This is a genomic window from Haloarchaeobius sp. FL176 (assembly GCF_024609245.1).
GTDB lineage: Archaea > Halobacteriota > Halobacteria > Halobacteriales > Natrialbaceae > Haloarchaeobius.
Genome location: NZ_JANJYH010000013.1, coordinates 24,396 through 49,138, shown reverse-complemented (window position 1 = coordinate 49,138; position 24,743 = coordinate 24,396). Strand labels below are relative to the sequence as shown.

Genomic DNA, 24,743 nt, shown 5'->3' with positions numbered 1-24,743 from the left:
CTCAGCCCTGCAACGCCTCGCTCGCGGGCGCGAACTCGATCTCCGTCCCGAGGTCCCGCTCCATCGCCTTCTGGTACAGCAGGTAGGCGCCGGCGGTCGTCTCGATGCCGGTGCCGCCGGAGTCGAACACCGTGATCTCGTCGTCGCTCGTCCGGCCCTCGGCTTCGCCGGCGACGATCTCGCCGAGCTCTGCGTGGATATCGTCCTCGTCGACGACGCCGGCTTCCATCGCCGAGATGAACGAGCCGGCGTCCTGACTGACCCGGTCGCGCAGGTCGGGGACGTACGTCGCCCGCTCGATGGTCGTGTGGTCGAGTTCGCGCTTCTTCGGGTGATACTGACCCATCGCAGTGACGTGGGTGCCGGGTTCGAGGCGGTCGCCGTCGAACACCGGGTCGGGGGCGGTCGTCGCGGTGATGACCACGTCGGCGTTCTCGACGGCCGCCGCCGAGGACGCCACGGCACCGACCGCGGCGTCGTCGTACCGGCGGTTCATCTCGGCAGCGAACGACTCGCGGTTCTCCTTCGTCGGGGAGTAGACGTTCACCGTCTCGAAGTCGCGGACGGTCATCGTCGTCTTGAGCTGGCCGCGGGCCTGCGCGCCGGAGCCGATGACAGCGAGGTTCGTCGCGTCGTCGCGTGCGAGCTCGTCGACGGCGACCGCGCCCGCGGCACCGGTCTTGAACGGGTTCATGTGCGCGCCGTCGACGAGCGCCAGAGGCTCGCCGCTCTCGGCGTCGAACAGCGGTGTCACGAACCAGGCGTCGACCTCCCCGAAGCCGGCGGAGTACATGTAGCCGCCCATCGCACCCGTGTCGGGCAGGATGGCGGCGTAGCTGAACAGCATGCCCGGCGGGTCGCCGTTGCGGAGCGTCGAGCGCGGCTTGGCGGACGCACCCTCGCCACGCTGTCGGTAGCCCTCACGGACGGCATCGACGTACTCGGGGGGCGAAGCGAGGTCGGCGAGATCGCTACTCGTCAAGAATCGGGCGGTCGTCATGTTCGACAAATCGAAAGCCAGCGTCAAAAGAGCGGTGCTGGGTACCGTGGTTATCAGTCCGACTGGGGTGGCGCGGCCGTGCTGGTCGTCGAGGGCTGTGCGTGCTTGGACTCCTCGGCGACGACATCGACCGGCGCGTTGACGAACATCGCGTGGCCGATGAGCAGCACCGCCAGCACTGCGGCGACCGGGATGGCCGTGCTCAGGGCCAGGTCCGCGAGCGTGGTCAGTGCGGCAGTTCCTCCGATGAACGAGACGGGAATCAGGCCCAGAACGATGTCGTAGTACCCAGTCATAATGTACCAACAACTATGCGTGGCCCACATAAATAACTTTGGGAAATATCTCCCGGATAGTTCATCAGTTGGGAACCAGTATTTGCTGAGTTGCATTCTCATAAGTTACGAGAATATTATTCACGAGTAATCGTACTCCAGTACTGCGTTTCTCGTATCGCTCACCTCTCGTCGGGGTTTCACACAAAAAAGTGTTCGAGGACTGTTACCGTCTGTCACTCTCTCGCTGCCGGAACCGGAGCGTTGAACGGGTGACCTGCCCAGGGTGTAGGTGTGAATCGGAACGACCGGGCGATCGTCGCGCTCGTCACCCTCGGGCATGCCATGGTCCACACCTACGAGCTGTCCATCCCCATCTTCGTGAGCGTCTGGCTCGCCGGCCCGGCGTTCTCGGTGGATGCGGCGACACTCGGCGTGGTCACGACGGTGGGCTACGGACTGTTCGGGCTCGGCGCACTCCCCGGTGGGGTGCTCGCCGACACCGTCGGGTCGAAGCGGCTCATCGTCGGCTGTCTCCTCGGCATGGCGGGATCGTTCGCGCTGCTCTCGGTCGCCTCGTCGGTGTGGGTCGTCGCCGTCGCACTCTGTCTGTGGGGTGTCGCGGCGAGCGTCTACCACCCATCCGGCCTCTCGCTCATCAGTCGCGGCGTCGAGGCCCGCGGCTCGGCGTTCGCCTACCACGGGATGGCCGGCAACGTCGGTATCGCGCTCGGCCCGCTCGCCGCGACACTGCTCCTGCTCGTGCTCGACTGGCGCGGCGTCGCGCTCGTGCTCACGCTCCCTGCTCTGCTCGGGGCCGCGCTGGCGTTCCAGTTCGACGTCGACGAACGCGCCGCCGTCGCAGATGGCGGCGAGGAGAAAGGGGGGTCGAAGGCCGACGCGGTCAGCTCGTGGCCGGAGTTCGTCGCCGGGTCGAAGCGTCTGTTCGCCGGTGGCTTCCTCGTCATCTTCGGCATCGTCGTCTGCTCTGGACTCTACTACCGGGGCGCCCTCACCTTCCTCCCCGACATCCTCGGTGGCTTCCCGTCCCTCCAGCCGGTCGACTTCGGCGGCGAGACGCTCGAGCCCGGTCGGTACGTCTACAGCGGGCTGTTGATGATCGGCGTCGTCGGCCAGTACGTCGGTGGGCGTCTGACCGACCGCATGGCGCCGAGCCGCGCGCTCCCCTTTGCGTTCGCGCTGCTCGGCCTGCTCGCGCTGGTGTTCGTCCCCGTCTCGGAACTCGGGCTGCTACCGGTGCTCGCGCTCTGTGCCGTCCTCGGCGTCGCCGTGTTCGTCGTCCAGCCCCTGTATCAGGCCGCCGTCGCGGAGCACACGCCAGCCGGCACCCGTGGACTCTCGTACGGCTACACCTACCTCGGCGTGTTCGGCGTCGGCGCGCTCGGGGGCACCCTCGCGGGCGGAATCCTGACCTACGCGGACGTGGACACGCTGTTCCTGGTGCTCGCGGGGATCGGGATGCTTGGTGCGGCCGCGAGCCTCGTCCTGGGTCGTCGGTGAGGTCGGCGAAGAACCGACCGGTGCTACCGCGTCGAGGCGAGCAGCGTCACCGCCGCGACCCGCACCAGTACGAGTGCGACCGTTCCGAACCCGGCCATCACCGCGAGGAACGTCCACGGGATAGCGCCGGCGAAGTACGGTGAGCCACGGAGGATCGCGCCGATGGCGACCGCGCCGAGCCAGCCGCCGACGGCGATGCGGGCCGACCACAGTCTGTCAGCGAGCGCGCGCTCGCCGTACGCGCCGACGAGCGTGCCGACGACCGCCCAGCCGACCAGGAACGGGACCGCCGTTTCGACGACCGCGAGTGGCTGTTCCACCGGGTTGACCTGATGCCGGAGCTCGCCCGCGACGATGAGCGCGACGAGGACCACGCCGTCGGCGGCCGCGACTCGCAGCCGGTCGCCGACCGTCGTCCCGTCGGCGGGGGAGAGCCGTTCGAGCGCGTTCATTACCGGGGCTTGGAAGAGGAGGCCCTTCGCTCTCCCGGTTTTCGCGCCAACTCTTTTCCCATCGCCCGCAGAGGAAGTACCATGAAGCGAACGTTCGTGGTCGGGGCCACGATGACGCTCGCCGGCCTGGGCGGCTACGCCATCGCGGTCGCGTCCCCCTACCCGGGCAGGGAGCTCTCCCTGATCGGTATCATGGTCGGCATCACCGTCGCGGCCGTCGGGCTCGGGGGTGACGCGCCGTGACCGTCCAGACCCACGTGTTCCAGTCGGATGGCATCGACGAGCACGACGACCTCGCGGCGGCGAAGGCCGCAGACGGGACGACCTGGACCCGCGTCTCGGACGGCACGACCGAAGAACTGGAGGCCATCGGAGAGACGTTCGGAATCCACCCCCTCGAACTTGAGGACGTGCGCAACGACGTGCGCCCGAAGGTCGAGCAGTTCGACGACCACCTGTTCGTCCTGCTGAAGACCGCGGCGCTCCGCGAGGGCGAGACCAGCTTCGCGGAGGAGATCAGGACCCGGACCGTCGGCATCTTCGTCGGCCCCGACTGGCTCGTCACCCTGTCGACGCAAACCATCCCGGCCGTCGGGCTGGTCTGGGACGCGGTCACCCGGGCGGAGAAGCGACTGCTCGCCCGCGGCCCGGACTTCACCGCGTACCGCATCGTCGACGCTATCGTCGACAGCTACTTCGACGTGCTCGACGAGATCGAGAGCGACATCGAGGCCGTCGAGGAGGAGGTCGTCGGGGCGACCGGGCTCGACCTGCTGGAGGACATCAACGAGCTCCGGCGGGACCTGCTCTCGGTGCGACGGGTGCTGTGGCCGACCCGCGACGCGGTCGGCGTGCTCGCCCGTGGGGACCTAGACTTCGTCGACGAGACGACCGAGAAGTACTACCGCGACGTGTACGACCACGTCGTCCAGCTGGTGGAGCTGAACGAGACGTACCGCGACCTCGTCACCGGCGCACGGGACATCTACCTGAACTCGCTGTCGATGTCGACCAACGAAGTGATGAAGACGCTGACGGTCGTCGCGACCATCGTTCTGCCGCTGACGTTCGTCGCCGGGGTCTACGGCATGAACTTCGAGACGATGCCGGAGCTGTCGTGGCCGCACGCCTACTACACCGTCATGCTCGGCATGGCCGGCATCGCGGGCGTGATGGTACTCTACTTCCGAGGGGAGGGCTGGCTGTAGCGTTCCGGCCCGAACCGCCGACCGGTCGTCAGTCGTCGTGCTCGCGCTTCAGCGAGAGGACGGTCCGGTCGAACTCACAGACCAGTACCTCGCCGTCCCCACGGTCGTCATCGTCGTCGAGGTCGACGACGAACGCCTCGACGTGCATCGTGACGACGCCGCGCTCGCCGTCGCTCGTCTCGCGTTTGTCCGTCACCGTGGACTGGACCCTGAGCGTGTCGCCGTGGAACACCGGGGCTGGGTGCTCGACCTCGTCGTAGGAAAGGTTCGCGACGATGGTCCCGTCGGTCGTCTCGGGGATGGAGACGCCGACCGCGAGCGCCAGCGTGTAGATGCCGTTGACGAGGCGCTGGCCGAACTGGGTGTCGCTGGCGAAGGACTCGTCCAGGTGGAGCGGCTGCTGGTTCATCGTCATGTCGCAGAACCGCTGGTTGTCGCTCTCGGAGACGGTACGGCGCCGCTCGTGCTCGATGGTCTCCCCGACCTCGAACTCCTCGTAGTAGAGCCCGGTCATACCCGGAGCGACTCGCGGCCAGCCCTTAGTCGGTGCGCTTTCTGGCCTCTGAATACGGTGGACGGGCCGACAGTCAGTCGTCGAGTTGCCCGCGCAGGCCCTGGACTGCGGTGTACAGCCCGACCAGGGCGAACAACCCACCGAAGGCGACGCCACCGAGCACCGTGAGGCGGTCGAACTCCGGCGGCACGAGGAACGCCTGTGAGGGGTCCGACGGGTCGTAGTAGACGGTCGCCTCCGAGCCACTCGGGAACCGGTCGAGCACGTTCTGCGCGGCGGACTCCGAGTCGAAGTCCCGGCCACGGAGTTCGCCCTGCTCCTTGTCGAGGTCTGTCGCCGCGTAGACACGCCATCCCTCATACGTCTGGCCGTCGACGGTGTACTCGTACTCGATACGCGGGTAGTACTCGACCTCGGTCTCGCCATCCTCTGTTTCCGTGGCGGACTCCATCCCGGTCGAGGTGACGCTCGCCGTCCCCGTCTCCATGCTCTCTGCGACCTGTCTGTCCTGATACTCGGTGTAGGTGATGCCACCTGCGACAGCGAGGCCGACGAGGAGGAACACCATCCCGAACGCGGCCCCACTCCACTGAACCCCTGTCATACCGACCGGTACTTCCCATCCTTGATATAAAAATTTACTGACCATCGGGCCGATTCGCGCGTTTCGTCCACTCGCGGCCCTAGAGTAACTTCTGCCCCGACCGAAACCGTTTTGTTTAAATTCGTCTGCGAGGTACAGCCCGTAGATGCACCGGCAGCCCCACCGCGTTGGAGTTCTCACTGCCGGTCGAACTTCGCCAGATGCCGTGTCACCATCTCGCATAGCCACGTCGCCGTCGACTTCCACCGGGAACCGACGGTGTCCGGGGGCACGCATCGGCGGGAGCTCACAGTAATGTCCACAGCCACAACAACGGACGACGAGACGGAACAGCACGAGGAGAGCGCACTCGAGACCGCTCGACGCCAGCTCGCCAGCGCGGCCGAACTGGTCGACGTCGACGAGGGCGTCATCGAGCGCCTGAACCATCCCGACCGCGTCCAGCGGGTCTCCATCCCGCTCAAACGCGACGACGGCACCACCGAGGTGTACACGGGGTACCGTGCCCAGCACGACAGCGTGCGCGGCCCGTTCAAGGGTGGGCTGCGCTACCACCCCGGCGTCTCCGAGCAGGAGTGCATCGGGCTGTCGATGTGGATGACCTGGAAGTGCGCCGTGATGGACCTCCCGTTCGGCGGGGCGAAGGGCGGCATCGTCGTCGACCCCAAGACCCTCAGCGGCGAGGAGAAGGAGCGTCTCACCCGCCGGTTCGCGGAGGAACTCCGCGACGTCATCGGCCCGAAGCGCGACATCCCCGCTCCCGACATGGGCACCGGCCCGCAGGAGATGGCGTGGTTCATGGACGCGTACTCGATGCAGGAGGGCGAGACGACCCCGGGCGTCGTCACCGGCAAGCCGCCGGTCATCGGCGGCTCCTTCGGGCGCGAGGGCGCACCCGGCCGTTCGGTCGGCATCATCGCCGAGCAGGCAATCGACTACTACGGCCGGAACATCGACGAGACGACCGTCGCCGTGCAGGGCTTCGGCTCGGTCGGCGCGTACGCCGCCCGCTATCTCGACGATCTCGGCGCGACCGTCGTCGCCGTCAGCGACGTCGACAGTGCCATCTTCGACCCGACCGGGCTCGACACCCGCGACGTCGAGGACCACGACGAGCGCCCCGGCATGGTGTCGGGCTACGACGCCCCGCACAACATCTCGAACGAAGAGCTGCTCGAACTCGACGTGGACCTCCTCATCCCGGCAGCCGTCGGGAACGTCCTCACCGGGGACAACGCCGACGACGTGCAGGCCGACATGATCGTCGAGGGCGCGAACGGTCCGACGACCTCCGCCGCCGACGCCGTCTTCGACGAGCGCGGCATCCCCGTCCTGCCCGACATCCTCGCGAACGCGGGTGGCGTCACCGTCTCGTATTTCGAGTGGCTGCAGGACATCAACCGGCGCCAGTGGTCGCTCGACCGCGTCAACGAGGAGCTGCGCACGGAGATGCTGAAGGCGTGGGACGCCGTCCGCGACCAGGTCGACGAGCGCGACCTCACCTGGCGCGATGCGACCTACGCGGTCGCGCTGGAGCGGGTCGGCAAGGCCCACGGAGCACGCGGGCTCTGGCCCTGACGTCGGCGGCCGTTTTCACTCGACGAGCGCGGGGAGCTCCCGGAGGCTGTCCACCCGGTAGGTCGGCTCCACCGTCGTCGTGACGGCGTCGCGCTCGACGAGCACCGAGTCGATTCCCGCGTCCGTCGCCGCCGCCACGTCGACGTTCCTGTCACCGACGTACACCGCATCCCGTGCGTCGAGTGCCGACAGGGCAGACTCGATGTTCGACGGGTCCGGCTTCCGCTGTGCCAGCCCTTCCCGTGTCAGCGGACAGCCTCGAACTGTCTCGAACAGGCGCGCGAGGCCGAACCGTCGCAGGAGTAACGAGACGACCGTCGGGTGGTTGTCGCTCACGACCCCGAGTGTGGGGGTGAGCGAGCGTACCGCCTCCACGTCCGCGTAACAGGACCGCGCCCCCTGCTCGACGGCGCGCCACTGCGTCCGGATGGTCTCGACGGTCGCCTGCGCACAGAAGCGGTCGGGGTCGATGCCGGCCGTCGTGCACCGGTCCGCGATGGCGTCGAAATCTCCGCCGAGGAACTCCCGGAGCGCCTGCTCCTCGGGGAGCGACCGTCGAAAGTGGTCGCACGTCCGGCGGAACGCGTCCAGCATCGTCCGTTCGGCCGGAGATTCAGCGATGACGCCGTCGAAATCGAACAGCACTGTGTCGTAGGTCATCCTCGGTGTCCCCTCGCCGCGAATCTATCTTAGTGGCACCGCGTGGACTCGTCCCAGGGCGTGAGAGAGTCCTACACCGTGAGTTCGGTGGCGAGGGACGGTCGAACACCAACACCGGGTGACGATGAACAGGCATAAGTACGGACTCGGGAGCATCCCCGATATGGACGACCCGTCGGCGACGGCCCTGGAGCGCGTCGAGTTCCTCGCAGCGTCGCCAACGCGGCTCCGGCTCCTCGACGCCGTCGCCGAGGACCCGGCAGTCCCCGAGACGCTCACCGAACGGACCGGCATCGCTCGGTCGACCCTCCGGCGGAACCTCGCGGCCCTGGTCGACCGCGGGTACCTCTCGCACTCGGCGACGAGCGGGGAGTACTCGCTCACCGTCGCGGGGTCGGTGGTCAGGCAGGCGCTCCACGACGCGGTGGCGACCGTCGACCGAGCCGACTCGCTCGTCCCGTTCCTCGACCACTTTCCGGTGGACATCCCCGTCGAGCCGGCCGCGCTCGCCGAGGCCGAAGTGGTCGGCTCCGACGAGTCGGACCCGTTCAAACCCGTAGCTACGATCCGCGAGCGGTTCGGCGACAGTACGACCGCCCGTGGCTTCCTGCCGGTCATCAACCCGCTGTATCTCAAGGGCCTCCGCGCCTACGCCGGCACGGGACACAGCGTCGAGCTCATCGCGCCGCGTGCGGCCTACGACTCCCGGGCAGCCGACGCGCCCGAGGCGTTCCGGACCGTCGCGTCGTCGCCCGATGTCGAGCTGCTCGTCTCCCCGAAGGTGCCGGCGTACGCGGTCGGCTTCCTCGACGGCGACGCCGTGCTCGGTGCCTTCGACGAGCACCGGCGGACCCACTCGGTGCTGCACGCCGGACCGGACTCGGCGGTGGCCGACTGGGCCGAGACGCAGTACGAGGCGGTCCGCGAGACCGCGGCCCCGTTCGAGGGCTGAGTACCAGTACGGACTGCCGGATGGCGGGACCCGAACGGCCGGCGACGACGGCGCGTCGGTCACGGTGTCGGCCGACCTCCGTGCAGGCGATCCGCCACTGCCCGCCGACCCGCCAGCGGTCGCCGCCCGCGTCGGTATCGACCTGAACCCGCTCGACGTGACCGACGACGACGACCTGAACTGGCTCCGCGCGCTCGTCTGGCCGGAGCACGTCGACCGCCACGAGCAGCTCGCAGCGGCGGCGACGGTCGCTCGAGCGGAGCCACTCGAGATCGTCACCGGGGACGCACTCGACGTGCTGCCCGCGGTGGTCGACGAACTTCCCGCGGACGTGGCGGTCTGCATCTACGACACGCAGGTGCTCTACCAGCTCACCGAGGCTCAGCGCGAGCGCTACCGGGCCCTGCTGGCCGACCTCGCCGTCGACCGTGACCTGCACTGGGTGTCGGGGAGCCACGCGGTCGAGTCGGCCGACGGGCCGGGCATCGCACTGCGGCACGCCGACGTGAGCGGCGACGGCGTCGTCGAACCCACCACCGTCGCCCGCTACGAGTCTCACGGGCGCTGGGTGGAGTGGGTCGCACCGGACTGAGCCGACGCCCGCCGTGGCCGACCCGAGACGAGAGGTTTCAACACCCAGTCGGTCGTCGGTTGGGTTATGCTCAGACGTAGCGTGCTGTTCTCGCCCGGCGACCGACCGGAACTGATGCGGAAGGCCCCCGGCACCGGCGCGGATACCATCGTCTTCGACCTGGAGGACGCCGTCGCACCGGCCCGCAAGGACGAGGCCCGCGACGCTGTCCAGACGGTGCTGGCCGACCCCGAGTTCGAGGCCGACGCCGAGGTCTGCGTGCGGGTCAACCCCGTCGAGGGCCCCGGCGCGACGGCCGACGAGGACGTCGAGGCGCTGTTCGACGGTACGGCCGACGACGGTTCCACGGCCCGTCCGGACGCCCTGATGCTCCCGAAGTGCACCGACGGCGACGACGTGGACGCGCTGGATTCGCTGGTGCCCGGCGAGACGCCGCCCGTCCTCGCGCTGGTCGAGAGCGCGGCAGGAATACTCCACGCCGAATCCGTCGCCGCCGCCGACGCGACCGCCGCGCTCGTGTTCGGTGCCGAGGACCTCTCGGCGGACGTCGGCGCGACCCGGACCGACGAGGGGACCGAGGTGCTCTACGCGCGCGAACACGTCGTGCTGGCGGCCGCCGCAGCCGAGGTCGATGCTATCGACACCGTCTACACGGACTTCTCCGACGCCGATGGCCTGCGCGAGGAGACCGAGTTCGCCATCGAGCTCGGCTACGACGGCAAGATGGCAATCCACCCCTCACAGGTGTCCGTCGTCAACGAGGCGTTCACGCCGGACCCGGAGACCGTCGAGTGGGCCGAACGGGTGCTAGCAGCGAAGGCGGAAGCCGACGCCGAGGACCGCGGCGTGTTCCAGGTCGACGGCGAGATGATAGACGCGCCGCTCGTCGCACAGGCCGAGCGGGTCGTTGCTAGAGCGGCGGCGGCCGATGGAGTATAAGGAGATTGCATCACCTTTAATCTCACCTTATTGTATTAATTCCGCCACGCTTAACCTCCACCTCCGAGAATTTTCGATTGATGACAGACGAGGCCAATCCATTCGAGAGTCTTCAGGAGCAGGTCGACGACGCAGACGCGTATCTCGACGTCCGGGGCGACGTGATCGAGCGGCTGAAACACCCCGAACGAGTGCTCGAGGCGAACCTCTCTGTCGACATGGACGACGGGAGCATCGGCCGGTTCAAGGCGTTCCGCTCGCAGTTCAACGGCGACCGCGGCCCCTACAAGGGCGGCATCCGCTACCACCCGGGCGTCAGCCGCGACGAGGTCAAGGCGCTCTCGGGCTGGATGGTCTACAAGTGCGCCACCGTCGGCATCCCGTACGGCGGTGGCAAGGGCGGCATCGTCATCGACCCGTCCGAGCACTCCGCGAGAGAGCTCGAGCGTGTCACCCGCTCGTTCGCGAAGGAGCTCCGACCCCTCGTCGGCGAGGACAAGGACATCCCCGCACCCGACGTGAACACCGGGCAGCGCGAGATGAACTGGATCAAGGACACCTACGAGACACTCGAGAACAAGACCGAGCCCGGCGTCGTCACGGGCAAGGCCATCGAGTCCGGCGGGAGCGAGGGGCGCGTCGAGGCGACGGGCCGTTCGACGATGCTCGCCGCCCGCGAGGTGTTCGACTACCTCGACCGCGACATCAGCGAGGCCACCGTCGCCGTCCAGGGCTACGGGAACGCCGGCTGGATCGCGGCGAAGCTCGTCGACCAGCTCGGTGCCGACGTCGTCGCCGTCTCCGACTCTTCCGGTGCAGTCCACAAGGCAGACGGGTTCGACCCCGTCGCCATCAAGGACTTCAAGCGGGAGACCGGCTCCGTCTCGGGCTACGACGACGCCGACGAGGAGTTCACGAACGAGGACCTGCTGACGATGGACGTCGACCTCCTCATCCCGGCGGCGCTGGAGAACGCCATCGACGAGGAGCTCGCCCGTGACGTGCAGGCCGACATCATCGTCGAGGCCGCGAACGGGCCGCTGACGCCCGGTGCTGACGACGTCCTCACCGAGTCCGACGTCTGGGTCGTCCCCGACATCCTCGCGAACGCGGGCGGCGTCACCGTCTCGTACTTCGAGTGGGTCCAGAACCGCCAGCGCTTCTACTGGGACGAGGAGCGCGTCAACGAGGAACTGGAGACAATCATCGTCGACGCCTTCGACCGCATGACCGAGGCGTACGAGTCCTTCGATACGCCGAACCTCCGAACCGCGTGCTACGTCAACGCCATCCAGCGCGTCGTCGACGCGTACATGGACTCGGGCAACTGGCCCTGAGCCGCGGCCGGACAGCCGCCCTCGTCAGTCGAGCCGTTTTCCGTACCAGCGTTCCCCGTCACGGTCCGCCAACGTCGTGTAGCCACGGCGTTCGTAGAACCGACACGCCTGTTCCATCGACGTGTACGTCTGGAGAACCGCGTACGTGAACCCCCGTTCGGTGGCGCGGGCCGCCAGCCGGTCGAGCAGTGCAGTGCCGACGCCCTCTCCCTGCAGGTCGGGCGCGACCGCGACGCTGCGGATTCGGCACGTCCCGACGACAGCGGCCGGTAGCCACGATGGCACGTTTACGGTGTCGTCGCGGACGTAGGCGAGTGGCTGGAACCCGCCGATGGCGACGACTGCGGGCTCGTCCGCGTGGTCGCGCGTCGTCGTTGCTGCGCCGTGCTCTCCGGTCTCGACGACGGAGAACCAGCCGCCGGGCTCGAAGAACTCGCGTTCGACGTGGCGGAGGTACCGGTTGTACGCTGGGTCGTAGTCCATCGCGGACGCACGGAGGGCCCGGTCGTGGACCCGCCAGACGGGGTCCGTATCGGGGGCGACGAACCGACGGATCACGAGGTCGTCCATGGCGGACGTCCTCGCGTGGGCACGGAGAAGGTTTCGACGGTCGCCCGGGTCAGTGTCGCGACGAGTCGTCGCTGCTCGTCAGGCCGGTTATCGTCTCCTCCAGCTCGTCGACCAGTTCGTGCCCCTTCCGGGCCGCCTTCTCCTTCTTGCCGCCGTCACCACCGAACTCGTCGAGCTTCGAGCGGAGGCTGTCGATCGCGTCGTCGACGGCGTCGCCTGTGGATTCGCTCTGAGTCTGATGGTCGGTCATGGCTCCATCCGAAAACGGGAGCGCGAGCCAGTTCAAACGGCGGCCAAACCGAGTTGGCTCCGGTGGATTCTTGGCTTCCCGACCGATACTGACAACGGATGACAGACTCCGACCGGTCGCTCACGGACTCGCTCACGGGCTTCTTCAAGGAGTACAACAACCTCTACGTCATCGTCCTGTTCGGCTACGGGCTGATCGTGTTCCCGTGGCTGCGCGCGGAGGGGTTCTACGGACTCGGCGTCGCCATCGGCGTCGTCCTGCTGGTCGGGCTGGTGTTCGCGCTCCGGGCCAACCACGAGCGAGCGATGGAACGGCTCCGCGGCGACGACGACGAAGAGTTCGAACGGCGCGGCTTCTGAGCTACAGTCCGAGTTCGCGGCCGATGACGAGGTGCTGTATCTCGCTGGTGCCCTCGCCGATCTCCATGAGCTTCGCGTCGCGGTAGAACCGCTGTGGTGAGAAGTCCTCGGTGTAGCCGTAGCCGCCCAGCGTCTGGACGGCCTCCTCGGCGACCTCGCGGGCGGCCTCGCTGGCGTCTAGCTTCGCGAGCGACGAGGACTTCGTGACGGACTGGCCCTGGTCGTACTGCCACGCCGACTTGTGGGTGAGCAGGCGTGCGCGCTCGATCTTCCGGTCCATGTCGACGACCTTGTCGCGGATGGCGTCGAACTTCGAGATGGGCTGGCCGAACTGTTCGCGCTCCGTCGAGTACTCCCTCGCTGCCTCGTACGCCCCCTGTGCGAGCCCGGTCGAGATGGCGGCGATGGAGATGCGCCCGCCGTCGAGGGTCTTCTTCGTCTGGTCCCAGCCGTCGCCACGCTCGCCGAGCATCCGGTCCTCGGGCACGCGCACGTCGGTGAGCTTTATCTCGCAGGTGGGCGAGGCGTTCAGGCCCATCTTGTCCCAGACGGTGGTGACCTCGAAGCCGTCGTCCGCCTCCGGGTCGACGATGAACGTCGAGATACCGCCGTAACCCTCGCCGGGGTCGGTGACGGCCTTGACGAGGACGCTGCCGGCGACGCTCGCGTTCGTGATGAACTGCTTCGTGCCGTTGAGCACCCACTCGTCGCCGTCCTTCTCGGCCGTGGTGTCCATGTCGGAGGCGTCCGACCCGCTGCTCGGCTCGGTGAGCGCCCAGCCGCCGAGGTACTCGCCGGAGGCCAGCGGCGTGAGCCAGCGCTCCTTCTGTTCCTCGGTGCCGAACAGCTCGAGGGGCTTCGAGGCCAGCGACGTGTGGGCCACGTACGAGAGCGCGACGGAGCCCGAGACGCGGCCGAGCTCCTCCGCGACCACGGCGTACATCAGCGTGTCGCCGCCGAGGCCGCCGTACTCCTCCGAGATGGGCACGCCCATGACGTCCAGGTCGGCGAGCTGGTCGAAGATTTCGTCGGGGAAGCGGTGCTCGTCCTCGATCTCCTGCGCGATGGGTTCGATCTCCTCGTCGCAGAAGCGCCGAACCTCCTCGCGGATCATCCGGTGCTCGTCCGGCAGCGTGAAGTCCATACGCAACACTTGCCGAGGGCGGAAATAAAAATGCCGAAGGTCGCCCCCGGCGTCCGCCGCGTCGAAAATCTGGAACTGGCTGTCCCACGTTTATTCAACCAAGTGCGTGCTTTCCCTAATCCTATATATTCTATATCTTTAATCTTCCAACAAATCGGTGAATTTATACTGGTATCGATTAGTTCACCCAGTGTGCAACGACGCGATTTTATGGCCACACTCGCCGCTACGTCACTCGGTAGCGTCGTGTCGGCCACGGGAGCGGGGGCATCGTTCGGTCAGACCGCGGCACTCGACGTCGGCCAGCTCCGGTTCTACTCCACCGGCAGCCTGCTGAACGCCTCGGGCGAGCCGCTCACGGACAGCTCGAAGGTGCTCGTCTGGGCCGAGTCGACCGCGTACAACGCGGACGAGGACGGGAACGACGACGCCGTGAGCTACCCCGACGGCACCGACATCCCGCTCGTCGCCATCGACGGGACCGTCGTCGGCGTCGGCAACGACTTCGTCAACAACCAGGAGTCCTTCGGCGACGCCGGCAACGAGGAGTTCCTCCTGAACGTCTGGGACGACCTGACCGGCGGCGACGCGACGGTCCTCGTCGACGAGGGACACGACAACGCGGTCACGCGGGCGGACATCTCGATGTTCGCCGGCTACGCGGAGGAGAACGGCTACACGGTGAACGCGACGACCAACCTCGGCGCGGACCTCGGGAACGCCGACGGACTGGTGCTCGCCCGCCCGGCGACCGCACTCACCGACAGCGAGCTCTCGGCAGTCGCCTCGTTCGTCGACGCCGGTGGCGCGCTGTTCCTGCACGACGCCTCGGACTTCCAGGACGAGGACCGGACCGCCAACCTGAACGCCGTCGCCGAGACCGTCGGCGCGGCCTTCCGGTTCAACGACGACCAGGTGTACGACGACGAGAACAGCGGCTTCGAGAACTTCGCCGTGCTCACCGAGAACGGCAACACCGAGCAGTACCCGGAGCTGTTCGCCGCCCGGGAGGGTATCGGTGGCGGGGAACTCCCGTTCGAGCCGGGCGAGAGCTACCCCGGGACCGTGACGGGCGTCGCCGACGGCGACACGTTCACCGTCGAGTTCGAGAATCAGGACGTGGGCGCACAGTCAATTCGTGTCCTCGGTGTCGACACCGCGGAGAAGCCCGAGAACGCGAGTGCCGAGCGGCCGGAGGAGTGGGAGGGGCTCGCCTACGAGACGGTCAACGACGTGCGGCCCGTCGACAGCCTCTCGCAGTACAGCGGAACCTGCTTCCTGAACGACGCGATGGAGCCACTGACGGACGCCTCGACGGTGCTGTACTGGGCACCGTCGAACGCGACGGTCGTCGACCAGAACGGCGGCGACGCCGTGAGCTACCCCGACGGCACCGACATCCCGCTCGGCGTGAAGGACGGGAACCTCGTCGGGCTCAGCGCGAACATGGTCAACGACGGCGGCGACTGGGACGGCGACAACGGCGACCTCCTGCTCAACGCCTGGGACGCCCAGCTGGGCGGCGAGGGCACCGTCGTCTGGCTCGACAACGGCCAGTACGACACCCTCTCCGACCAGTTCGGTAACTTCGAGGGCCGTGCCGAGGACGCGGGCTACACGCTCGAGGAGAGCGGCGACCTCGCGGCCGCGGCGGGCGACGCCGACGCGTTCGTCATCTCGTCGCCGAACGCGCTCTCCGACGCGAACCGCGACGCGCTCGCCGCCTTCGCGGCGAACGGCAACCCGGTCACGTTCATCGGCAAGTCCGACTACAACGACTTCGACAAGACCGAGGCCCTGAACGCGGCCCTCGCCGAGGTCGGCGCGGCCTTCCGCTACAACGACGCGCAGGTGCTGGTCGACGGGGACTTCTCCTTCACCACCCAGCAGTTCAACACCGACAGCTACGCGGGCCTGTTCGGCGGCGACGCCGATGACCCGCTCGCGTACCTGCAGGAGTGGGCCGTCGAGGCGACCGACTTCGCCACGCAGGAGCTCTCCGGCGCGGACGTCGTCGTCAGCTTCGACGAGAACGAGGGCATCACGGACCCGTTCGACCGGCTGCTCGGCTACGTCGAGTACGACGCGTCCGGCGACGGCAGCACGGACACGCTGTACAACGCCTCGCTCATCGAGGAGGGGTACGCTCGCGTCTACGGCTCCGGCCTCTCGATGCACGACGAGTTCTGGGCCTCCGAGAACGCGGCGCGCAGCGAGGGGACGGGCCTCTGGGCGGAGAGCGACGTCGCCTCGGCACCGAGCTACCGGAATCGACCCGTCGAGGACCTGTTCGTGCCGACGCCCGCGGCCGTCGGCTCCGCGAACGGGACCCTCGGTCAGGGCCGCGTCCCGGTCAACGCCGAGTCGAGCGCCAGCACGGCCGAGGCACCGCTCAGCGCCGTCGACCGGGGCAAGAACGTCGCGATGCTCGGCGGCCTGCTGGTCGACGAGTCCCACGAGGAGGCCGAGGGCTCGGGCTACGACGTCTCCGGCTTCGAGAACTTCACGTTCGTCTCGAACCTCGCCGACTCCCTGTCGGGGCGCGGCGGCGACGTGCTCATCGACGGTGGCCACGGCCAGTTCAGCGCGGACTTCGGCCTCTCGAACGAGGACGCCGCGTACTACCAGCGGTTCCTGGAGGGTGCCGGCCTGAACTTCGAGCAGGTCAACGAGCCGACCGCCGAGAAGCTCTCGCGTGGTCGCGCGCTGCTCGTCACGAGCCACACCGAGGCGTTCTCCGACGTGGAGGTCGACGCGCTCCGGAGCTTCCGCGACGACGGCGGCGCAATCGTGCTCCTCGGTGATGCGAACGCGAGCGACGCGGCCCGCCAGAACCTGAACGACCTCGCGAGCGCCCTCGGCAGCGACCTCCGTCTCACCGGCGACGCCGTCACCGACGACTCCAACAACGTCGACGGCGACGCGGGGCTCGTCACGACGACGAACTTCCACCAGGGCTTCGACCTCTTCGACGCCTACGAGCCAGGCACGGGCGGCGACGAGCCGGGCTCACCGACCCTCTCGGTCAGCTTCCCCGACCGAAACGGGGCCGGGAGCGCCGTTCCGGCCGACCTCTCGCTGTCGAACGCGCCCGACGGCCTCGCTGGCTTCGACGTCACCATCACCATCGCGGACACCGAGGTCGCCGCGGCGACCGACGTGAGCTTCGACGACGCCTTCCCCGACTCGACCACGGTGGCGTCCATCAGCGACGACGGCTCGACGGTCACGCTCGAGGCTGCGGACATCGAGGACAACGTCGGCACCGGCGCGTCCGACGTACCGCTCGCGACCATCTCGCTTGCACCGCAGTCCGACGGCACGACCGGTGTCGACCTCGGCATCGAGGCGCTCGACGCCGACGACGGCTCCGTCATCGACGCGGCGACGAGCACGGGCGACATCACCATCGCGCCGGTCGAGCGCATCGGCGACAACGACCTGCCGACGGACCCCGACGACGACGGTGTCTACGAGGACCTGAACGGCAACGGCCAGCTGGACTTCGAAGACGTGGTCGTGTTCTTCGAGAACCGCGAGGAAGACGCCATCCAGGACTACGTCGACTCCTTCGACTTCAACGACAACGGTCGCATCGACTTCGACGACATCACGACGCTGTTCGAGGAGGTGTAGAGGAATGGCGCGCCCCGACTCGACGACCACGCTCCGCACGACCATCGCCGCGCTCGTGGTGGCGCTCGCGCTCGGCCCCGCGCTCGCCGGTGCACACGTCGGCACGGTCGGGGCAGGTGCCGGCGACGATGTCGCTCCCGGACCTGACGAGCCCACACTCGCCGTCGCCGACGCCACGGTCGCTCCCGACGAAACCACGGAGACGACGCTGACACTGTCGAGCGTCCCCACGGGACTCTCCGGGTTCAACGTCACGGTCACCGTCACCGACACCGAGACGGCGACCATCACCGACGCAGCCCTCGCCGAGCCGTTCCCGGCCATCGGCGACGGCTCCGTCATCGTCGCCGACGACGGTGACTCGGCCCGCCTGAAGTCCGCGGACCTCGACGACGCGGTCGGCCCGGGCGACGGACCGGTCGCCCTCGGCAGCGTCACCCTGGCCGGCGAGACCGCCGGCACGGTCGACCTGGTGCTGTCGGTCGAGCAGGTCGACGACGACGACGGCTCGCGGCTCGATCCGGCGGCGGACGACGGGCAGCTGACGGTCGGTGACGGGACGACCACGACGGCGACGGCCACCCCGACACCCGCACCGACGACCGACCGACCGGGCACGCCGAGCGCGACGGACGCGCCCGGGACGACGCCGGCACCGACGAAGACCACCGACGACGACGGTACGGTCGCACTCGGCGTTGGTGGCGCGGGCGGACTGCTCACCGTCGCCGCGCTGGCGCTGGTGCTCGTCGTCGGCAGCCGTCGCAGCTGAGCACCCGCTCGTCTTCAGTCCTGGCAGGGCAGCGCGGTGTCGACGCCCACATCTCCGACCACGACAGCGCCGCACATCGCCTCGGGGCCGTGGATGCTGCACCGGTAGGCGTACAGCCCGCGCTCCTCGAACACGGGGTCGAGGGTCCCACCGGACTCGACGGTGTCCGCGTCGAACTCCCAGCTGGCGGCACCGCCAACCTCGGTGTCTGGGGTGATGTCGTGCGCGGTCGCGTCGAGGTTCTCCCACCGCACACGGTCACCAGGGTCGACGGAAACCCGAAGCGGCGCGAAGCCCGCGGCGTGAGACAGAAATGGCAACTAACAAGAACTTTCAGTTCATAAAACCACGCTCGATAGCTCGGAATCAATGCTGTGTTTGAAGGTGTATCCGACCATGGGCGGGGGACTCGGTCCGACACATAGCAGCCTTTTTGACGGGTGACAGCGAAAATTTTACCTGATTCGTCATGAGCCAGCAGACCACCGATACCTACCAGCACTATATCGACGGGGAGTGGACCGACGGTCACAGCGACGAGACCTTCGAGAGCAACAACCCGGCGACGGGCGAGACACTGGGCGAGTTCCACCGTGGAACACCGGAAGACGTCCGTGAGGCCCTCGAGTCCGCCGACGAGGCCGCCGAGATGTGGCAGGCGATGTCCCACATCGACCGCGCGGAGTACCTCTGGGACATCTACCACGAGCTGCGTGAGCGAACCGACGAGCTCGGCGCGGTCGTGACCAAGGAATGTGGCAAGGAGATCAGCGAGGGCAAAGCCGACGTCGTCGAGGCCGCACACATGGTCGAGTGGGCCGCGGGCGACGCCCGCCACCCGAAGGGCGACGTGGTCCCCTCCGAGATTCCGAGCAAGGACGCGTACATGCGGCGGAAGCCACGCGGCGTGGTCGGCTGCATCACGCCGTGGAACTTCCCGGTCGCCATCCCGTTCTGGCACATGGCCGTCGCGCTCGTCGAGGGCAACACCGTCGTGTTCAAGCCCGCCGAGCAGACGCCGTGGTGCGCCCAGATCATCGCCGAGATGTTCGTCGACGCGGGCATCCCGGACGGTGTGTTCAACATGGTTCAGGGCTTCGGCGACGCCGGGGCCGAGCTCGTCGAGAACGAGCGAACGGACACCGTCCTGTTCACCGGCTCCGCCGAGGTCGGCCACGAGGTCGCGAGCAAGGTCGGGGGCACGCCCGGCAAGCTCGCCGCGTGTGAGATGGGTGGCAAGAACGGCATCGTCGTCACCGAGGAAGCGGACCTCGACGTCGCCGTCCACTCCGCCGTGATGTCCAGCTTCAAGACGACCGGTCAGCGCTGTGTCTCCTCCGAGCGTCTCATCGTCCACGAGGACGTCTACGACGAGTTCAAGGAGCGCTACGTCGAGGTCGCCCAGAACATCGCGGTCGGCGACCCGCTCGACGAAGACACGTTCATGGGACCCGCCATCGAGGAGGGTCACATCGAGAAGATCCGCCGTCACAACGAGCTCGCCCGCGAGGAGGGCGCGAACGTCCTCGTCGACCGCTTCGAGCTCGACGACGACGAGATACCCGAGGGCCACGAGGACGGCCACTGGGTCGGCCCGTTCGTCTACGAGATCGACTACGATACCGACCTCCGCTGCATCAAGGAGGAGTGTTTCGGCCCGCACGTCGCACTACTGAAGTACTCGGGTGACATCGAGCGCGCCGTCGAGATCCACAACGACACGCCGTACGGGCTCGCCGGTGCCATCATCTCCGAGGACTACCGCCAGATCAACTACTACCGCGACAACGCCGAGATCGGTCTCGCGTACGGCAACCTGCCCTGCATCGGTGCCGAGGTCCAGCTGCCCTTCGGCGGCGTCAAGAAGTCCGGCAACGGCTACCCGAGCGCCCGCGAGGTCATCGAGGCCGTCACCGAGCGCACCGCGTGGACGCTCAACAACTCGAAGGACATCGAGATGGCCCAGGGCCTGAGCGCGGACATCAAGACCCAGACGGACGACTGAAGCGCGGTCCGCGTCAGGACCCGCTGAGCTGTTTCTCTGCCGCGTACAGCCCCACCGCGTAGACACCGAAGGAGGCGAGCCCGACGGAGAAGATTCCGATGGAGAACACGCCGACCGAGAAGATCCCCGCGGCGAAGAAGCCGACCGAGAAGATGCCGGTCGACATGACGCCGACGCTGAAGTTACCGGCCGCGAGGAACCCGACCGCGGACTCCCCTGCGGCGAGGACCTCGTACCCGGCGACCGTTTCGATGCCGACAACGGTCAGTGCGAGGGCTACCGCGAGCAGGCCCAAGACGACGATGCCAGTCAGGTCTTCGAGTTCGGGAGCCATAGCTCGATGTTCGGCTGGAACAGCTATGTAGCCCGGTAGTAATTATCGGACGCTGAGAACGTCCTCGTCGACGCAGACGGCGGCCCGCGAGGGACAGGAGTGCGGGCCGGTCGCGGACGAGGGTGGCGGGTTCGAAGCGACACCGGCGCCGCTTCGGGCAAGGTAGAGGCGAGAGTTCCGTTCCGCGATAGGCTCCTAGGTAGCCCCACGGAACGGAAGTGGGCGCGGGCGTAGGTGCGACGGGCGTTTGCCGGAATCGACGTGAAAAGCGTCTCTCCGGCATCCACTGCTTTGGCCCCCGGACGTATAAAGTCCGCGACTTCCCCACGCGTCAGAAGCGTGCGTCCTCGAGGGCCGGGAACTCGTCGCGGACGTCCTCGACCGCCGCCGGGTCGACCTCGGCTTCGACGAGGGCCGGACTGTCGTCCGTCGTCGCGACCGGGGTGCCCCAGGGGTCGTAGACGGTCGAGCGGCCGAGCAGGGTCGCGTCGTCGAACTCGCCGCTGCCGTTGATCGTAGCGACGTACGAGAGGTTCTCGATGGCACGGGCGCGGGAGAGCGTCCGCCAGTGCTCGACGCGGGGGTAGGGCCACGCGCTCGGCACGAGCGTCAGTGTCGCGCCCCGCTCCTGCAGTTCACGGTACAGTTCCGGGAACCGCAGGTCGTAGCACGTGGTGACGGCGGCGGTGAACCCACCCAGGTCGGTGGTGGGGGTGCGCTCACCGGGTGTCAACAGCTCGGCCTCCGCCGAGGCGTAGCCGAACAGGTGGTGTTTGCGGTAGACGAGCTGGCGCTCGCCGTCGGCGTCGAACAGGACCGCGGTGTTCGCCAGCCCCTCGTCGGCTGGCGTCGGCGCGGTGCCGGTTGCGGCGGTCGCCCCGAGGTCCTCGACGATGGTGCCGGCGAGCACTGCGACGTCGTTGGCGGCCGCGACGTCGGACAGGCGTGTGAGCGTCTCCCCGCCGAGCCCCTCGGCGGCGCGCTGGTACACGTCGAAGGCGAAGTAGCCCACGTTGAACAGCTCGGGGAGCGCGACGAGGTCCGCCCCGCGCTCGGCCGCGGACTCGACGGCCGCGACGGCGCGGTCGACGTTGTCGTCGATGGCCGCCGGTTCGACCGCCAGCTGTGCGAGTGCGAGTTTCATGCCGGCAGCTCCAGATGTTCGCGCATGGCGGCCTCGAGGTTGTCGAGCTCCTGGTCCAGATTGCGCTCGAAGAACCGTTCGACGCCAGGGAGCTTTCCGTCCACGATGAACCGGTTCGTGAGGGTACAGCCCTCCTCCGTCTCTCGTATCCGGTGTTCTCCGGTGACCCGCATCACCTTCGACCGACCCTCGAACCGGACGAACTCCGGCTCGCGTCGGTCGACGTCGCGAGTCTTCACGGCGACGGTGCGCCGGACGAGCGGGATGGGCAGTTTGACGTGCCACGTCGCCTCTGTGCCGTCCTCGTTACGGAGCTCGAACCGGTCCACGACGCTGATGGGACGAGCACGAAGCTCCGGATCCGCGATGAAGGCCCAGACTCGTTCGGGGGCAACCGGGAACTCGAACGTCCGCTCGACCCGGACTGTCATACGATAACTGATTCCCTCGTGGCCAAAAACGCAGCGGAATCGGGTTAGCTAACCGTTACTTTCCACGTCGTCGACCGTGAGCGACCCCACTTCTCGATGTCGACGTCCTCGGACTTCTCCGAGAGGTGCGGGAGTCGCGACCCCACCTGCTTCGAGGAGAGGTCTATGGCGTCCGCGATGTTCTTCGCACGGAAGTACTGTTGCCCCTTCGAGACGCTGTCTCGGAGGTAGGCGAGTATCCGTTGCTCCTCGTCGGAGTAATCGCTCATCGTCTACGTGTAGATAGGGGCCTCACGCTAATAACGATTTTTGCTCTACTGGTCCCACCACTGCAGTGCGAAGACCGAGAGCATCGCGAAGATCATCGCGCCCGCGAAGGCGGCACTGCCCGCAGCCTGCGCGCTCGACGTGCCATCGAGGTACTGGATGCCGAAGACGCCCATCGCCACGGCGCTCAGGACGGCGCCGACACCGAAGGCGGTGGAGAACCCGATCGCCTTGTCGCTCGACCCGGACGTGTGTTGGCTCATGGCCGTCACTATCGACGGGAGGGTCTTAATCCCTGCTGTCGACGGCGGGGGCTGCGGCCAAAGAACGTTGGCTGAAGGCCTTTTACCCAGGGGGAACGTCGGTCCACAGGAATGACAGACGGAACGGACACAGGTGAAGGGTCGACGGGTGGGGGCTTCGCCGCGGTGAAAGGCGTCCTGTTCGGCAGCAAACTCCGTATCGGGGCGGTCCTCGTGGCCGGCCTCGCCGGCGTGGTCGTCGCGGCGTCCCTCCTCGGCTTCCTCGGTGTCCCCTCGGTCACTGGCGTCGAGAACCGGTTCGGCGAGACCAACGAGTCGACGACCGTCATCGAGACGGAGCTCGGGGTCCAGAACCCGAACCCGGTCGGGACCGGCTTCCTCGGCGTCTCGGCCGAGTACGAGGTCGCGATGAACAACATCACGATGGCGAGCGGCCAGCGGTCGGGAATCGACGTGGGACCGGGGCAGTCGACGGTGACGACGCGGAGCTACCTCCAGAACGAGAAGATTCCCCGGTGGTGGGCCAGCCACATCCGCCGCGGCGAGCAGACCGACGTGCGCATCGACGCGAGCATCCGGTCGGGGCTCGTCGGGCGCTCCTTCGCGGTCCCCCAGCAGCGGACCATCGACACGGACCTGCTCTCGTCGTTCAACTCGACCGAGACGCGCGAGGTGAACGCTGACCGGCCGCTGGTCGACGACCCCGTGCTCTACGTCAACCGGACCGCCGGCCAGTGGGGAGATGTGACCAACGAGTCGACGCCCATCGTGCTCGACTTCTACGTCTACAACCCGAAACCCTACGCCATCCCCATCTCGCAGATCGAGTACGCGGTGAACATGAACAACATCACGGTCGGTGAGGGGACGAACACCCGCGAGTACGTCCTCGAACCCGGCGAGGTTACCCAGGTGCGGACCGTGACGACCATCGAGAACGCGAACCTCGACGAGTGGTGGGTGAGCCACCTGCAGCGCGACCAGGTGACGGACCTGCGGATCGACTTCAGCGTGACCACCGAGATCAGCGGGACCAGCATCCAGATTCCGATGGACCGGTTCACCTACGCCGAGACCATCGAGACGGACATCTTCGGCACGAAGGACGCGACCGACGCCGCTGGCGGGAACGGCACGGACGGGTCGGAGCCCGACGACGGCACCACCGGCAGCAGTGACGGGACCACGACCGGCGACGGGAGCGGCGGCACGGCCACCGACGGTGACTCCGGCGACGACGGCACCACGAGCGGTGGCGGCACGACCACCGACGGTGACGGCATCCTCGGCGTCCGCGCGACGGATGTGGCAAGAATCGCGTGAACCGGGGCGGCGAGTGCTGACGCCGGCAACATATTTATTACCCAGGCACGCTCACGGTTGGATACATGACACGGAGTACCCAGTCTCCTGGTCGAGTTCTCCGACGGTAACGAGATCACCGTCGAATCCACTCCAGAGTCGATTGTCGTTTCTATCGGTGAATCGGACCGGACGCTCACGCGCCGAGAAGCCATGGCGCTGCAGGACCAGATCGGCGACGCACTGGTCGAACGTCGGGAGTTCTTCCGCACCACTGGCGTCCACCGCGAGGACGGTTCCTACGAGGTGACCCGTCGCGGGGCCGACTCCGCCGGGAACGCGAAGGTGTTCGAGAGCTTCGAGACCGTCCGCCGGCTGTACGAGCGCCTGCCCGACGAGTTCGGGGCCGAGGCGGTCGGCCGGACCGGCATCACGGGCTCGCGCCGACACATGCTGGTGCGACACTTCGCGGAGCATCCGGCCTTCGACTGCGAGATAACGAGTCGGAGCCCGCTGACGGTCGCGAAGACCGACCCCGAGTCCGCGGACACCACTGACGAGGAACGGATGCCGGAAGCGACGGCCGACTGAGGCCGTCGCTCCGGTGGTTGTAGCAACACCCACTCAGCGACAG

At 67.7% G+C, this 24,743-nt stretch carries 29 protein-coding genes; 14 read left to right on the top strand and 15 right to left on the bottom strand.

The annotated features are described in order from the left end of the window. Window position 1: 1 nt before the first annotated feature. On the bottom strand, window positions 2–1,000 hold the full coding sequence (locus NO978_RS17535; protein ID WP_257300856.1) for an ornithine cyclodeaminase family protein: 999 nt from the start codon (window positions 998–1,000) through the stop codon (window positions 2–4). A gap of 53 nt (window positions 1,001–1,053) precedes the next feature. Next, window positions 1,054–1,296, bottom strand: coding sequence for a hypothetical protein (locus tag NO978_RS17530; protein WP_257300855.1), 243 nt, complete (start codon window positions 1,294–1,296; stop codon window positions 1,054–1,056). A gap of 273 nt (window positions 1,297–1,569) precedes the next feature. On the opposite strand from NO978_RS17530, the gene NO978_RS17525 reads away from it, so the two are divergent. Beyond that, window positions 1,570–2,796 (top strand): MFS transporter, encoded by a 1,227-nt coding sequence (locus NO978_RS17525; RefSeq protein ID WP_257300854.1) that lies wholly within the window; start codon window positions 1,570–1,572, stop codon window positions 2,794–2,796. A 23-nt stretch (window positions 2,797–2,819) separates the two neighbouring features. Here the strand turns inward: NO978_RS17525 and NO978_RS17520 are convergent, their stop codons facing one another. Continuing rightward, complete coding sequence (locus NO978_RS17520; RefSeq protein ID WP_257300853.1) at window positions 2,820–3,248, bottom strand: DUF3054 domain-containing protein; 429 nt, start codon at window positions 3,246–3,248, stop codon at window positions 2,820–2,822. An 81-nt stretch (window positions 3,249–3,329) separates the two neighbouring features. Here NO978_RS17520 and NO978_RS17515 point away from each other — a divergent pair, with 81 nt between their 5' ends. Next, window positions 3,330–3,491, top strand: coding sequence for a hypothetical protein (locus NO978_RS17515; RefSeq protein ID WP_257300852.1), 162 nt, complete (start codon window positions 3,330–3,332; stop codon window positions 3,489–3,491). Beyond that, a complete protein-coding gene (corA, locus tag NO978_RS17510; protein WP_257300851.1) occupies window positions 3,488–4,456 on the top strand; it encodes a magnesium/cobalt transporter CorA in 969 nt (322 codons plus the stop codon). Before NO978_RS17515 ends, corA begins: the two co-directional genes overlap by 4 nt. A 28-nt stretch (window positions 4,457–4,484) precedes the next feature. On the opposite strand, the gene NO978_RS17505 is transcribed toward corA, so the two are convergent. Next, the gene (locus tag NO978_RS17505; protein WP_257300850.1) at window positions 4,485–4,970 is read right to left on the bottom strand and encodes a MaoC family dehydratase; all 486 of its coding nucleotides are present in this window, start codon (window positions 4,968–4,970) and stop codon (window positions 4,485–4,487) included. 73 nt (window positions 4,971–5,043) lie between these two features. Then, complete coding sequence (locus NO978_RS17500) at window positions 5,044–5,574, bottom strand: DUF3592 domain-containing protein (RefSeq protein ID WP_257300849.1); 531 nt, start codon at window positions 5,572–5,574, stop codon at window positions 5,044–5,046. A gap of 294 nt (window positions 5,575–5,868) precedes the next feature. Between NO978_RS17500 and gdhB the strand changes: the two genes are divergently transcribed. Then, window positions 5,869–7,152, top strand: a complete 1,284-nt coding sequence (gdhB, locus tag NO978_RS17495; protein WP_257300848.1) for a glutamate dehydrogenase GdhB — start codon at window positions 5,869–5,871, stop codon at window positions 7,150–7,152. A gap of 15 nt (window positions 7,153–7,167) precedes the next feature. Here the strand turns inward: gdhB and NO978_RS17490 are convergent, their stop codons facing one another. Then, on the bottom strand, window positions 7,168–7,812 hold the full coding sequence (locus NO978_RS17490) for an HAD family hydrolase (RefSeq protein WP_257300847.1): 645 nt from the start codon (window positions 7,810–7,812) through the stop codon (window positions 7,168–7,170). Window positions 7,813–7,975: 163 nt separating this feature from the next. On the opposite strand from NO978_RS17490, the gene NO978_RS17485 reads away from it, so the two are divergent. From NO978_RS17485 to NO978_RS17470, 4 genes are all read left to right on the top strand, one after another. Next, window positions 7,976–8,764 carry a winged helix-turn-helix domain-containing protein gene (locus NO978_RS17485; protein WP_257300846.1) on the top strand — a complete coding sequence of 263 codons (789 nt, stop codon included), beginning with the start codon at window positions 7,976–7,978 and terminating at the stop codon, window positions 8,762–8,764. Between the two features lie 13 nt (window positions 8,765–8,777). After that, on the top strand, window positions 8,778–9,356 hold the full coding sequence (locus NO978_RS17480; RefSeq protein ID WP_257300891.1) for a DUF2332 domain-containing protein: 579 nt from the start codon (window positions 8,778–8,780) through the stop codon (window positions 9,354–9,356). Between the two features lie 66 nt (window positions 9,357–9,422). Further along, window positions 9,423–10,295: a CoA ester lyase gene (locus NO978_RS17475; RefSeq protein WP_257300845.1), complete on the top strand. Its 873-nt coding sequence runs from the start codon at window positions 9,423–9,425 to the stop codon at window positions 10,293–10,295. A gap of 80 nt (window positions 10,296–10,375) precedes the next feature. Further along, window positions 10,376–11,632 carry a Glu/Leu/Phe/Val dehydrogenase gene (locus NO978_RS17470; RefSeq protein ID WP_257300844.1) on the top strand — a complete coding sequence of 419 codons (1,257 nt, stop codon included), beginning with the start codon at window positions 10,376–10,378 and terminating at the stop codon, window positions 11,630–11,632. 24 nt (window positions 11,633–11,656) lie between these two features. Here NO978_RS17470 and NO978_RS17465 read toward each other — a convergent pair whose 3' ends face one another. Together NO978_RS17465 and NO978_RS17460 are read right to left on the bottom strand one after the other, a co-directional pair. Next, a complete protein-coding gene (locus NO978_RS17465; RefSeq protein ID WP_257300843.1) occupies window positions 11,657–12,202 on the bottom strand; it encodes an N-acetyltransferase in 546 nt (181 codons plus the stop codon). A gap of 49 nt (window positions 12,203–12,251) precedes the next feature. Then, a complete protein-coding gene (locus NO978_RS17460; protein WP_257300842.1) occupies window positions 12,252–12,452 on the bottom strand; it encodes a hypothetical protein in 201 nt (66 codons plus the stop codon). 98 nt (window positions 12,453–12,550) lie between these two features. Between NO978_RS17460 and NO978_RS17455 the strand changes: the two genes are divergently transcribed. Beyond that, on the top strand, window positions 12,551–12,811 hold the full coding sequence (locus tag NO978_RS17455) for a hypothetical protein (RefSeq protein ID WP_257300841.1): 261 nt from the start codon (window positions 12,551–12,553) through the stop codon (window positions 12,809–12,811). A 1-nt stretch (window position 12,812) separates the two neighbouring features. Here the strand turns inward: NO978_RS17455 and NO978_RS17450 are convergent, their stop codons facing one another. Next, window positions 12,813–13,955 carry an acyl-CoA dehydrogenase family protein gene (locus NO978_RS17450; protein WP_257300840.1) on the bottom strand — a complete coding sequence of 381 codons (1,143 nt, stop codon included), beginning with the start codon at window positions 13,953–13,955 and terminating at the stop codon, window positions 12,813–12,815. A 210-nt stretch (window positions 13,956–14,165) separates the two neighbouring features. On the opposite strand from NO978_RS17450, the gene NO978_RS17445 reads away from it, so the two are divergent. Then, window positions 14,166–17,591 carry a DUF4350 domain-containing protein gene (locus NO978_RS17445; RefSeq protein WP_257300839.1) on the top strand — a complete coding sequence of 1,142 codons (3,426 nt, stop codon included), beginning with the start codon at window positions 14,166–14,168 and terminating at the stop codon, window positions 17,589–17,591. Window positions 17,592–17,595: 4 nt separating this feature from the next. Continuing rightward, window positions 17,596–18,363 carry a hypothetical protein gene (locus NO978_RS17440; RefSeq protein WP_257300838.1) on the top strand — a complete coding sequence of 256 codons (768 nt, stop codon included), beginning with the start codon at window positions 17,596–17,598 and terminating at the stop codon, window positions 18,361–18,363. Between the two features lie 14 nt (window positions 18,364–18,377). Here the strand turns inward: NO978_RS17440 and NO978_RS17435 are convergent, their stop codons facing one another. Then, window positions 18,378–18,683 carry a plastocyanin/azurin family copper-binding protein gene (locus NO978_RS17435; RefSeq protein WP_257300837.1) on the bottom strand — a complete coding sequence of 102 codons (306 nt, stop codon included), beginning with the start codon at window positions 18,681–18,683 and terminating at the stop codon, window positions 18,378–18,380. Window positions 18,684–18,832: 149 nt separating this feature from the next. On the opposite strand from NO978_RS17435, the gene NO978_RS17430 reads away from it, so the two are divergent. Then, on the top strand, window positions 18,833–20,368 hold the full coding sequence (locus NO978_RS17430; RefSeq protein ID WP_257300836.1) for an aldehyde dehydrogenase family protein: 1,536 nt from the start codon (window positions 18,833–18,835) through the stop codon (window positions 20,366–20,368). Window positions 20,369–20,381: 13 nt separating this feature from the next. On the opposite strand, the gene NO978_RS17425 is transcribed toward NO978_RS17430, so the two are convergent. The 5 genes from NO978_RS17425 to NO978_RS17405 form a co-directional block, all read right to left on the bottom strand. After that, window positions 20,382–20,702 carry a hypothetical protein gene (locus tag NO978_RS17425; protein ID WP_257300835.1) on the bottom strand — a complete coding sequence of 107 codons (321 nt, stop codon included), beginning with the start codon at window positions 20,700–20,702 and terminating at the stop codon, window positions 20,382–20,384. Between the two features lie 331 nt (window positions 20,703–21,033). Next, window positions 21,034–21,846, bottom strand: a complete 813-nt coding sequence (locus NO978_RS17420; RefSeq protein ID WP_257300834.1) for a nitrilase-related carbon-nitrogen hydrolase — start codon at window positions 21,844–21,846, stop codon at window positions 21,034–21,036. Continuing rightward, window positions 21,843–22,277: an SRPBCC family protein gene (locus tag NO978_RS17415; protein WP_257300833.1), complete on the bottom strand. Its 435-nt coding sequence runs from the start codon at window positions 22,275–22,277 to the stop codon at window positions 21,843–21,845. The genes NO978_RS17420 and NO978_RS17415 overlap by 4 nt, the downstream gene beginning before the upstream one ends. A 44-nt stretch (window positions 22,278–22,321) precedes the next feature. Beyond that, window positions 22,322–22,546, bottom strand: a complete 225-nt coding sequence (locus tag NO978_RS17410) for a hypothetical protein (RefSeq protein WP_256300524.1) — start codon at window positions 22,544–22,546, stop codon at window positions 22,322–22,324. Between the two features lie 45 nt (window positions 22,547–22,591). Further along, window positions 22,592–22,807 (bottom strand): hypothetical protein, encoded by a 216-nt coding sequence (locus NO978_RS17405; RefSeq protein WP_257300832.1) that lies wholly within the window; start codon window positions 22,805–22,807, stop codon window positions 22,592–22,594. Window positions 22,808–22,918: 111 nt separating this feature from the next. Between NO978_RS17405 and NO978_RS17400 the strand changes: the two genes are divergently transcribed. Both NO978_RS17400 and NO978_RS17395 read left to right on the top strand, forming a co-directional pair. Next, a complete protein-coding gene (locus NO978_RS17400) occupies window positions 22,919–24,130 on the top strand; it encodes an LEA type 2 family protein (RefSeq protein WP_257300831.1) in 1,212 nt (403 codons plus the stop codon). Between the two features lie 114 nt (window positions 24,131–24,244). Further along, the gene (locus NO978_RS17395) at window positions 24,245–24,700 is read left to right on the top strand and encodes a hypothetical protein (RefSeq protein WP_369684162.1); all 456 of its coding nucleotides are present in this window, start codon (window positions 24,245–24,247) and stop codon (window positions 24,698–24,700) included. Window positions 24,701–24,743: the final 43 nt, after the last annotated feature.

Coding starts and splice junctions, on each gene's coding strand:
- NO978_RS17430 (WP_257300836.1), top strand. CDS start 18,833: ATGAGCCAGCAGACCACCGATACCTACCAGCACTATATCGACGGGGAG.
- NO978_RS17470 (WP_257300844.1), top strand. CDS start 10,376: ATGACAGACGAGGCCAATCCATTCGAGAGTCTTCAGGAGCAGGTCGAC.
- NO978_RS17490 (WP_257300847.1), bottom strand. CDS start 7,812: ATGACCTACGACACAGTGCTGTTCGATTTCGACGGCGTCATCGCTGAA.
- NO978_RS17475 (WP_257300845.1), top strand. CDS start 9,423: ATGCTCAGACGTAGCGTGCTGTTCTCGCCCGGCGACCGACCGGAACTG.
- NO978_RS17440 (WP_257300838.1), top strand. CDS start 17,596: ATGGCGCGCCCCGACTCGACGACCACGCTCCGCACGACCATCGCCGCG.
- NO978_RS17500 (WP_257300849.1), bottom strand. CDS start 5,574: ATGACAGGGGTTCAGTGGAGTGGGGCCGCGTTCGGGATGGTGTTCCTC.
- gdhB (WP_257300848.1), top strand. CDS start 5,869: ATGTCCACAGCCACAACAACGGACGACGAGACGGAACAGCACGAGGAG.
- NO978_RS17455 (WP_257300841.1), top strand. CDS start 12,551: ATGACAGACTCCGACCGGTCGCTCACGGACTCGCTCACGGGCTTCTTC.
- NO978_RS17400 (WP_257300831.1), top strand. CDS start 22,919: ATGACAGACGGAACGGACACAGGTGAAGGGTCGACGGGTGGGGGCTTC.
- NO978_RS17410 (WP_256300524.1), bottom strand. CDS start 22,546: ATGAGCGATTACTCCGACGAGGAGCAACGGATACTCGCCTACCTCCGA.
- NO978_RS17460 (WP_257300842.1), bottom strand. CDS start 12,452: ATGACCGACCATCAGACTCAGAGCGAATCCACAGGCGACGCCGTCGAC.
- NO978_RS17465 (WP_257300843.1), bottom strand. CDS start 12,202: ATGGACGACCTCGTGATCCGTCGGTTCGTCGCCCCCGATACGGACCCC.
- NO978_RS17415 (WP_257300833.1), bottom strand. CDS start 22,277: ATGACAGTCCGGGTCGAGCGGACGTTCGAGTTCCCGGTTGCCCCCGAA.
- NO978_RS17515 (WP_257300852.1), top strand. CDS start 3,330: ATGAAGCGAACGTTCGTGGTCGGGGCCACGATGACGCTCGCCGGCCTG.
- NO978_RS17420 (WP_257300834.1), bottom strand. CDS start 21,846: ATGAAACTCGCACTCGCACAGCTGGCGGTCGAACCGGCGGCCATCGAC.
- NO978_RS17445 (WP_257300839.1), top strand. CDS start 14,166: ATGGCCACACTCGCCGCTACGTCACTCGGTAGCGTCGTGTCGGCCACG.
- NO978_RS17405 (WP_257300832.1), bottom strand. CDS start 22,807: ATGAGCCAACACACGTCCGGGTCGAGCGACAAGGCGATCGGGTTCTCC.
- NO978_RS17450 (WP_257300840.1), bottom strand. CDS start 13,955: ATGGACTTCACGCTGCCGGACGAGCACCGGATGATCCGCGAGGAGGTT.
- NO978_RS17425 (WP_257300835.1), bottom strand. CDS start 20,702: ATGGCTCCCGAACTCGAAGACCTGACTGGCATCGTCGTCTTGGGCCTG.
- NO978_RS17530 (WP_257300855.1), bottom strand. CDS start 1,296: ATGACTGGGTACTACGACATCGTTCTGGGCCTGATTCCCGTCTCGTTC.
- NO978_RS17485 (WP_257300846.1), top strand. CDS start 7,976: ATGGACGACCCGTCGGCGACGGCCCTGGAGCGCGTCGAGTTCCTCGCA.
- NO978_RS17535 (WP_257300856.1), bottom strand. CDS start 1,000: ATGACGACCGCCCGATTCTTGACGAGTAGCGATCTCGCCGACCTCGCT.
- NO978_RS17505 (WP_257300850.1), bottom strand. CDS start 4,970: ATGACCGGGCTCTACTACGAGGAGTTCGAGGTCGGGGAGACCATCGAG.
- NO978_RS17520 (WP_257300853.1), bottom strand. CDS start 3,248: ATGAACGCGCTCGAACGGCTCTCCCCCGCCGACGGGACGACGGTCGGC.